Origin of the sequence: Rhizobium bangladeshense (assembly GCF_001662075.1) — a bacterium.
Lineage (GTDB): Bacteria > Pseudomonadota > Alphaproteobacteria > Rhizobiales > Rhizobiaceae > Rhizobium > Rhizobium bangladeshense_B.
The window spans coordinates 1-8,231 of record NZ_LYPL01000034.1; the positions used below are offsets into that span (position 1 = coordinate 1).

12 protein-coding genes and 2 pseudogenes are annotated in these 8,231 nt (G+C 57.6%); 11 read left to right on the plus strand and 3 right to left on the minus strand.

Annotated features, from left to right (window positions below; translation table 11 throughout):
- From A7X77_RS33630 to A7X77_RS30790, 11 genes and pseudogenes are all read left to right on the plus strand, one after another.
- A pseudogene (locus A7X77_RS33630) lies at positions 1-652 on the plus strand (hypothetical protein); the annotation flags it as partial.
- Positions 653-743: 91 nt separating this feature from the next.
- Positions 744-1,100, plus strand: coding sequence for a hypothetical protein (locus A7X77_RS30745; RefSeq protein ID WP_064686577.1), 357 nt, complete (start codon positions 744-746; stop codon positions 1,098-1,100).
- Complete coding sequence (locus A7X77_RS30750; RefSeq protein WP_064686578.1) at positions 1,097-1,627, plus strand: DUF7338 family protein; 531 nt, start codon at positions 1,097-1,099, stop codon at positions 1,625-1,627. The genes A7X77_RS30745 and A7X77_RS30750 overlap by 4 nt, the downstream gene beginning before the upstream one ends.
- Before the next feature lie 122 nt (positions 1,628-1,749).
- Positions 1,750-2,394, plus strand: coding sequence for a DUF433 domain-containing protein (locus tag A7X77_RS30755; protein ID WP_064686579.1), 645 nt, complete (start codon positions 1,750-1,752; stop codon positions 2,392-2,394).
- Positions 2,391-2,792: a DUF5615 family PIN-like protein gene (locus tag A7X77_RS30760; RefSeq protein WP_156668181.1), complete on the plus strand. Its 402-nt coding sequence runs from the start codon at positions 2,391-2,393 to the stop codon at positions 2,790-2,792. The genes A7X77_RS30755 and A7X77_RS30760 overlap by 4 nt, the downstream gene beginning before the upstream one ends.
- Positions 2,793-2,891: 99 nt before the next feature.
- Entirely contained in the window at positions 2,892-3,605 is a 714-nt protein-coding gene (locus A7X77_RS30765) for a lysozyme (protein ID WP_082928894.1), read from the plus strand.
- Positions 3,605-3,889 carry a hypothetical protein gene (locus tag A7X77_RS30770; RefSeq protein ID WP_064686581.1) on the plus strand — a complete coding sequence of 95 codons (285 nt, stop codon included), beginning with the start codon at positions 3,605-3,607 and terminating at the stop codon, positions 3,887-3,889. The genes A7X77_RS30765 and A7X77_RS30770 overlap by 1 nt, the downstream gene beginning before the upstream one ends.
- Before the next feature lie 403 nt (positions 3,890-4,292).
- Entirely contained in the window at positions 4,293-6,116 is a 1,824-nt protein-coding gene (locus tag A7X77_RS30775; RefSeq protein WP_156668182.1) for a hypothetical protein, read from the plus strand.
- Positions 6,117-6,129: 13 nt separating this feature from the next.
- A complete protein-coding gene (locus A7X77_RS30780; protein WP_064686582.1) occupies positions 6,130-6,558 on the plus strand; it encodes a hypothetical protein in 429 nt (142 codons plus the stop codon).
- Positions 6,559-6,672: 114 nt separating this feature from the next.
- A complete protein-coding gene (locus A7X77_RS30785; protein WP_064686583.1) occupies positions 6,673-6,912 on the plus strand; it encodes a hypothetical protein in 240 nt (79 codons plus the stop codon).
- A 78-nt stretch (positions 6,913-6,990) separates the two neighbouring features.
- Positions 6,991-7,227, plus strand: a complete 237-nt coding sequence (locus A7X77_RS30790; RefSeq protein WP_064686584.1) for a DUF6894 family protein — start codon at positions 6,991-6,993, stop codon at positions 7,225-7,227.
- A 36-nt stretch (positions 7,228-7,263) separates the two neighbouring features.
- Here A7X77_RS30790 and A7X77_RS30795 read toward each other — a convergent pair whose 3' ends face one another.
- From A7X77_RS30795 to A7X77_RS34140, 3 genes and pseudogenes are all read right to left on the minus strand, one after another.
- Positions 7,264-7,524 carry a DUF6894 family protein gene (locus A7X77_RS30795; RefSeq protein WP_064686585.1) on the minus strand — a complete coding sequence of 87 codons (261 nt, stop codon included), beginning with the start codon at positions 7,522-7,524 and terminating at the stop codon, positions 7,264-7,266.
- A gap of 106 nt (positions 7,525-7,630) precedes the next feature.
- Complete coding sequence (locus A7X77_RS30800; protein WP_064686586.1) at positions 7,631-7,831, minus strand: hypothetical protein; 201 nt, start codon at positions 7,829-7,831, stop codon at positions 7,631-7,633.
- 280 nt (positions 7,832-8,111) lie between these two features.
- Positions 8,112-8,231: pseudogene (locus tag A7X77_RS34140) on the minus strand (thermonuclease family protein); the annotation flags it as partial.

Sequence of the window (8,231 nt, forward strand, 5' to 3'; positions counted from 1 at the left end):
TTTTGTTGATGGGCTCCGCCTGGCGAACAACGCGTCCAACCCGAACACGCACATTGATTTCGCGGCCGGTTCGGCTCGGTCGGGATCGTCAGTCGTCTCCAACGCCAGCAGCTTCACCAAGCGCATCAGCGGCACCTGGGCGGTGGGGACTGGCAATGGCTCGCTGGACGCCGGGTCAGTAGCAGCCAATGCCACCTATTTCGCCTACGCGCTGCGAAAGAATTCCGACCTGTCTTTCGACGTGGTTTTCTCAACCTCGGCGACGATCGGCGGCGTGACGACGACTCTGCTCACCGGCTACACCATCGTGAAGCAGATCGGCGTGGTGCTGACGGATGCAAGCTCGAATATCCGGCAGTTCATCATGTACCCGCGTGACTTCTATCAATTTGTCACGCCCATCAGAGAAGCAACCAACATTCCCATCTCAACTGTGTCAGCGCTGCTGGCCATCACGGTTCCAAATGGAGCGAAGGCCGAGGCGAGGCTACGGCTTATGTTTTCCTCGAGCGCGACCACCAACTCCGCTCTGAGAAACCATCCGTCCAGACCCAGATGCTGCCGGACGCACCTGAGACGTAGCGAACCTGCTTGCTGGTGTTCGTCCAAACGTCGCCTCCCCCGACCGCGAAGCCACTTGCGACTTGAATAGTGCCTACGTTTCCGCCCGAGTCGTTACCGCCGGCGACCAGTGTTCCTTTAGCCGGGTCGTGGACTCCTCCCGCATGGAAAATAACTGCATAATGCCTTTTGTCTCACGATCGACCGACAGCACGATCGATGGTCTCTTCGAGCAGCCGCAGCCGGGAACTGCAGAAGAATTCCTGCTGGACGACGATCCCGCCGTTATCGCGTATATGAATGTGTCACCCGAGGTTTCCTCGGTATCAGCACGTCAGTTCCGCCTGATGCTCAGGCGTTCCGGCCTGCTCGACCAGGTCAAGGCATGGGTGGCCCAGCAGGACGGCGAGACGCAGGATGCATTTGAGTATAGCGGCACCTTCGTGAAGGATAGCCCGATGATGGCGGCTGGATTTGCGGCCATGGGATTCACCTCGCAGCAGATCGACGGCTTCTTCGCTGCGGCCGCCCAACTATGAGCGCGTCGATCGTCCGCTACATCGCCTACTGGCCGGCAAACCTCGCGTTCGTGCTGCTCTCCTATCTGCTGTCACCCGCTCTGGCTGCCCTGTCGCTCCTGACCGGCCCGCGGCTGCCTGGCGTATTGCAATGGTTCTCGACGCTCGACGCCAGTCTGGACGGTGGGATAGCGCAGGGCGTCAAAGGCTATCGCGCCGATCTCGCCGGCTGGCGCCTCTGGTGGCAGCGGACATGCTGGATCTGCCGAAATCCAGCCCACGGGTGGCAATCGCGTCTCTTGGGAATGCCGGCGGCCGGCACCATCATCATCAAGCAGCAGATCACCGAAACCCCTAAAAATCAGTGGTACGTCATGGAGACGGCCAAGGGCGTCCGGTTCTTCTGCTTCAAACGTGACCAGCCGCTCATCGGCGGCTTCTATCTCAAGATTTGGCTCGGATGGGTAAATAAGCCCTACGACGGCCAGAACCATCACTACTCTTTTCAGGTCGGCCCGAAGCGCTCAGAACGTCTTGCTGGCAAATGAGCCTCCTCTACTTGCCCTGATTTCAACGCTTCAGTAAACGACAAATGAGAATGTGCCATTGAAGCAAACGCCCACTTGCGACTTTTGCTGCAAACAATACCCTACAAGGGGGAGATTTCATCATGAGCGGCGATTCGAAGGCGACCGTCATTTCGGCTTTCAGCGAAGAGCAGGTTTCGCGGCTGACTGGCCTTAGCGTGGACCGTCTCCGGTATTGGGATCGAACAGCCTTTTTCTCTCCGAGTTTCGCGGCTGACAATCGACGAATTGCGTTCAGCCGGGTCTATTCATTCACGGATATTGCCGCTCTTCGAGTTTTATCTGTGCTTATAAACCAGCATAACGTTCCGGTCTCTCACCTCCGAAAAGCCTCTGGAAAGCTCGGAAGTATGGACAACGGAGCGTGGCATCGGACGACACTTTACGTCATGAATCGCAAGGTGATTTTTGACGATCCGGAAGGCGGTCATCAGAGAGAAGTTGTAAGCGGCCAGTATATGATTGGAATTCCACTCGAAAGGGTCATATCCGACACAAAAAAGGATGTCCGGGCGCTCTCGGCGCGGAGCGAAACACAGATAGGCCGAGTCTCAAAAAACCGTCTCGTATCGCACAATGCGGCTGTTGTCGCGGGAACACGCGTACCCATCAGAAGCATAAGGGAATTTGGGGAAGCAGGGTATTCTCCCGAGCAGATTGTGAAGGAATATCCGACACTGACAGTAGAGGATGTCAAAGCTGTGCTGGGGAACAATAGGGCGGCGTGACGAACGGAAAATCGCAACTTAGATTTTTTTTGGACGAAGGAGTCCCGGATAGCGTCGGAAAGAAGTGTTCCGACGCTGGTCATGAAGTCATCTACTTGCGTGATTGTATCGCAACTGGCTCGCCCGACGAACTTGTGTGCGTTGCCGCTGAAAAAAACGAAGCCATACTGGTTGCTTGCGATGGTGATATGAAGCAACTCGTAAAAAAATTTGGCATCGGTAACGGGCGTTTCAAGAAACTCAGCTTGGTGAAACTTTCCGTAAACTCCCCGCTGGCGGCTCCAAGGATGGAGCAGGCTATGTCACTCATCGAGCATGAGTGGGATGTCAGCAAAACAAAAACAGCAAGACGTATCTATGTTGAAATCGGCGTGCATGCGATCAGGACTTTGCGGTAATTTTGTCTCAAGGATGATCCCTTGTTGTTGAGACACCTAGCATAGAGGCTCGCTTCGGCGGGCCTTTTTCTATTCCCCTCACAATCTGGAGCATACCCGATGGCGCGACAAGTCAACGCCACGACCGAAACTGCGCTCAAGCAGTGGGAGTTTTTCATTCCGTTCGTCTATGACGACGCTGATCCAAAGCCGGGCCTGAAGAAGACACGACTGCGGCCGGGAATGAAGATCCGCGGCACGGCAACACAGGGCTACGGACATACGGGACCGGACGTCTATCCCGGCGCTCCTGACATCACCGAGGCCCAGGCATTGGCGTGGCTCCGCAATGACCTCGATCCGTGCGAGCGCGCCGTCGCAACGTCGGTGAAAGTCGACCTGACCGATAACCAGTTCGGTGCCCTCGTCATGTTCGCTTTCAACACGGGTGTAGGCGCTTTCAAGTCCTCGACGCTGGTGAAGAAGCTGAACGCCGGCAACTATGCCGCGGTACCTGGCGAGCTGGCGAAGTGGAACAAGACGACGATCGAAGGCAAGAAGGTGGTCAGCAACGGCTTGGTGAACCGAAGGGCGGCAGAGGCCGGGCTCTGGGCAAAGGGTGGCTATATCCAGTCCAGCGGCACGCCTGCGCTTCCGCAGCGCGCTCCGCTCATCTCCAAGGAAGTAACGACGACGATGACCGCCGTCGCGTCCGGCGGCGCTTTGCAGTTCGTCCCGACTGATGGACCGCTTGCCTATGCCCTGGCTGCCATCCTCATCGGCACTGCGCTTTTCGGCCTCTACCTCTACATCGACAAGCGGCGCGAACGCTGATGGGTGGTTTTCTCCTCAAGCTCATCCCCGACAGCCTGAAGCTTCCGATAGTTGGCGTGCTCGGGCTAGTTCTCGGTGCGGCCTTGGCCTTCTACCCCTCAAAATTAGTGGGTGCTCGCGAGGAGCGCCAAGCGCTGCAGATCAAGGCGGCCAAGGAAGCGCTCGACCGCATCAACACCCTGGAGAAGAACAATGCGAATTTCAGGAATCTTCCTGCTTTCGAGCGTTGTCGCGTGTTCATGCGCGATAGCGGGCTGCCAGCAGACGAATGCGGTCAACGGTAGCGGCTACCAGTTTACGCGCTTCTCCGATCCCAAAGCGGCTTTCCTGGCCTCGCAAGATCCGATCGCCGGGCCGGCCATCGCTGCGAACAACATGCAGTGCCGCAAAGACGCGGCCTGCCGGAAGTAAGCGTCTGGGGAATTCAAAGACCGAAATGCGAGGCAAGACACGATGACGAGCGCACAAGGCGACCGGCAGGCGGCGGTTCGCGGCTACACCGGGACATCACTCAACTACGAAGGCGACTGGTCCGCTCTGTTCGACCAGGTCGGCATTCCCGCCGATGGCGGGTTCAATGGGCGCTTGCTTGCCTGGATCAATCAAGCGCTCGGGACCAGCTACACCGAGATCAACGGCGCCATGGCGGCCTATGCCGCGTCGGCCGGTGCGGTGAACTGGTCAAGCATGAGCACAGTTCCGACAGGTGGCGGAGGCGGCGACCCTGACCGCTACATGTTCTTCGCCTCACGCAACCGAATGCCATCCGACGCCATAGTCACCGCCGCCTCCGGCACGAACTACGTCTGCACCAAAATCGTCGTCAACACGCCGCAATACAAGACGCGAACATTCCGGTTCCACCTGTCAGGCTTCGCGTCAACGGAGGGCGGAAACTCGCCGCAGGAGACGGTTGTCACGGGGACGATCGGCACGCCAGGCAATTCCGTGGTGGCCGACGCCATGTTCATCCGCGTCGCCGGCGTCTTCTACCAATGCACCTTCGCCGGGGCGAACACGGTGACGGTTGCCGACCAGACGAACGGCACCTGGACGGACGAGCTAACTATTCCCGACGTCGCGCCGGAAAGCGAAATCGAAATCTGGCTGTTTTATCACACTGCCGTCGGCGAAAAGGTATGGCCGGTCTATCGCATTCAGAAACATCGCGGCGAACGCGTGTGGGGCGCATCGGACCATGCGACATTGCTGGCCTTCAAGGATACGCCGCTCGCCGACAGCACCGCCGCGCTCGACACAAGCTATGGTCAACAGGCGCAGCCGCAATACTGGGGGCCTGATTTCATGGTCGCCAAGGGCGACTGGGATGGAAGGCCGGTCGCCCTCGGCTTCGTCGACAGCATTGGCGAGTCGCGCCAGGAGTTCAGCGCCGCCGCTGATGCCCGCGGAAATCTCGGGTGGCTGCGCCGCTGGTTTGACAAGGACGACGGCATTGGACGCATCCCGCATTGCCTCATCGGCATGCCGGGAGCCGGCTCGGTCCGCGAATTTACCGGCTCTGGATCCTCGATCGCCACCAGGCGCCGAGACATCATCCGCGAAATCATCGCCTTCAACGGCAATGAATGGCCGTTTACCGTGGTCGCAAACCAGTTGGGGCAGAACGATACGTCTGTCTACAACACGTGGTTCAACACCAATTATCGCTCGCTCGTCTCCCGCATCCGCGCCGAATACCCCGGCATCAAAATTGTCGCGTTCCCACCGCTCGGCCGCACCGAAACGCAGAAAACCTTAACCTCAGTTACGTCGGTAGGCACAGTCGCGACTGCAACATTAGCGTCTACAGCCGGGCTGCGATCTGGGCAGACGCTCACGCTCTCCGGGGCAACTCCTGCCGCCTACAATGGCAATGTCGTGATCACCGTGGTGGACGGCACGACATTCACCTATAGTTTCGCAGGTGGGACGTCGCCGGCAACCGGAACCATCCGCGCCAATGATCTCGGCCTGGACGTCGCATTTACAAACTACGCTACCAATAACACTTGGCCGGCGGACGCGACCGACGCTTCCGGGAAGTGGCGGCGTCGCAATGACATTCTCGGCAAGACGTCTTCTTGCTGCGACGAGGCGATCGACACCTACGCGGCGTTCGTGTCCGCGAACAAAGGCGGCGCATGGCCGGGCATGCTGGAGCTGCCAAGCACGACATTGACCGTCCAGGCCGGAACTGACGGCGTAGCGACTTACAATCAAATCACGGTCGCCGACGCCAGTATCTTCCGGCCGGAGCAGCAACTAAATATCTACTCCGGACCTGACGGGTTCGCCCGGCTGAGCACGCAGACGATTGCTAGCATCGCGGGCAATGTCATCACCTATCAGGGGTCTAGCGCCGTGGTCATGCCGATCGGCTCGGTTGTCAGACCATCGGCTGCGCTTCAAGAGGCCTCGACGCCGATATCGCTTGTCCATCCATTCCCGATCATGATCGACCGCATCGTGACGGGAATAGCGCAATCCGAAAAGTCGAAATTCGTAATTTAAGGCGTCCCCATAGATGACATCTAACGACGATATCCTCCGGGCCCTCGGGCGTGTTGAAGGCAGGCTTACGGGTATAGAGGAGAACGTTGCCCTCCTTCGTGGAGAAGTGAGCGACGAGAAGGACAACGCTCACGAAAGCCGATCGGTGATCCATCGACGCCTCGACGAGCAGGCAAAGCAGATCGCGCATTTAGATACGACTGTGGCGATAAGTGGCGGGGTGGATGCTACGTTGCGCGCGGAGATCAAGAGCCTGACGGAAACGGTGGACAAGAACCACGCAGCAACTCAGCCGGCCCTGGAGGATTGGAAGCGTATCAAGACGATCGGCTACGGGGTCTCAGGCCTGATTGCCATTGCGGGCCTGACGGTCGGCGCAATTGTAACTTGGGCCAGCGATGGCGCGGTTGCATGGCTGCGACACTGGTTGAAGATAAACTAGCCACATTGTTCGGATGTTGGTACTATTTGGTACGATAAATCCGCGAGCTTGGTCCGGCGGCATATCGGCATCGACTACGTTTGCTGAAACAGTGGGCCAGCAAGGGAGGCGGTCATGGACCGCGCAATGGTGGAAAGGCACTTGGAACAGGCCCGGCGCCACATCTCCGAGGGAGAACGACACATCCTGGGGCAGCAAAACCTTATAGCCCGTCTTGAGCTGGGCGGAATGGGCACAAGTGAGGCAGCTAGGTTGCTTGCAAACTTTGAGGATATGCAACGCCTGTTTATCGCAGATCTTGATCGCCTGGAAAAGCAAATGGCTGAGCTTCCGCCAAACAGGAGCAATCCCTAACACGGCGAGAGGGCGCCCATCTCCCGTCATGGAACCGCGGAGGGAAATTTCCGTTTAGCTGCTCGCGAGGAGCAGCCAATGCCGAAATACTACTTCCATTTAAGTCGAGGTGAGGATCTGGACTTGGACACGGATGGCCTTGAGTTCGCCAGTGTTGCGGAAGCTTACGACGAGGCAGTCGAGGCGGCTCGAGAGATGCTTGCCGAAGCCATCTTGGCAAAGCGACGGAGCGGCGGCGACTGTTTCGAAATCACCTCGGAAGATGGCGCACTCGTGGCGACGGTCCCGTTCAATATTGTCATCCCAGATCGCTGAACTACTGATCCTTATTCGGTCAAAGAGACAGCCGCATTATCGCTCCCGGCTTCTGAGGGCGATCTGGGGTATCGCTGCATCGATATGGACTTCGGCAGCAAACTGACCGTCTGCGTCCCAAATCTGAATCGCAAGCGGGAGATCGGGCCGCCCCTTCGACAGGATGGCCCTGCCGACAAGTTCTCGAAGGCTCTCGCTGGCGTCCTCTTTTGCTGACGCCAGATCTGAAAATTCCCCGCCTTCGTAGTCGGGGACAATATGCTCAGCGTATTTAATGCGAAAATAGTAGGCGGACAAGACACACCTCTCTTTTCCGCAGCTTAATGATTTCAACACTTTTGGCAAGGAATTGTGCGGCATCGAACTAAGTCGCGACAGCTCAGAGAAACAATTGCAATTCCGGTCAAATCATGAGCTTCAGCAAAGTGCCTTCGTCCTTCACCCCTTGCTGATACGAGTGGATAATCCGGCTGGCCAGGTCCTGACGCTCAATGTCGGTTTTGATTTGCTTCAGCAAAACGACTTGATCGAACACCCTCTGGCAAAGAGCCACTTCGGCGTCATTCAGAACAGTCTGTGCTTGGAATATCTGGGACAGGATCATAACGCCCTCACTCCCTCACTTTGAGGTAGGGCGCGAATGCGATGGTTCAAGCTCTCCGGATCATCTGGCTTGTGTTCGGCCCGCATCGACCGCCAATTTTCAAAGGGGTTGCCGCACTCTGGTTCATCTCAGTCGCAAACGTTTCTCCTTCGATATCCAGAAGCAAAAATGCCCCGCAAAGAGCGAGCGGGGCACCTTTTGAATCAATGGCGCCGCAATACCAGGTTCTGAAGATGGTCAATTAGCCCTAACTTGCTAATCTTGTTGCGTCGGGGCACCCTTACTCGCACCAGTCATTGCGCCGCATCGGGCTCCAAGTGCGCGCGAAGCCTTCCTTGAGCAGCTTCTTCCCGATTTCTTCACCGTTCGTTCTATAGATATTAACGAGCGGCCGGTGCGA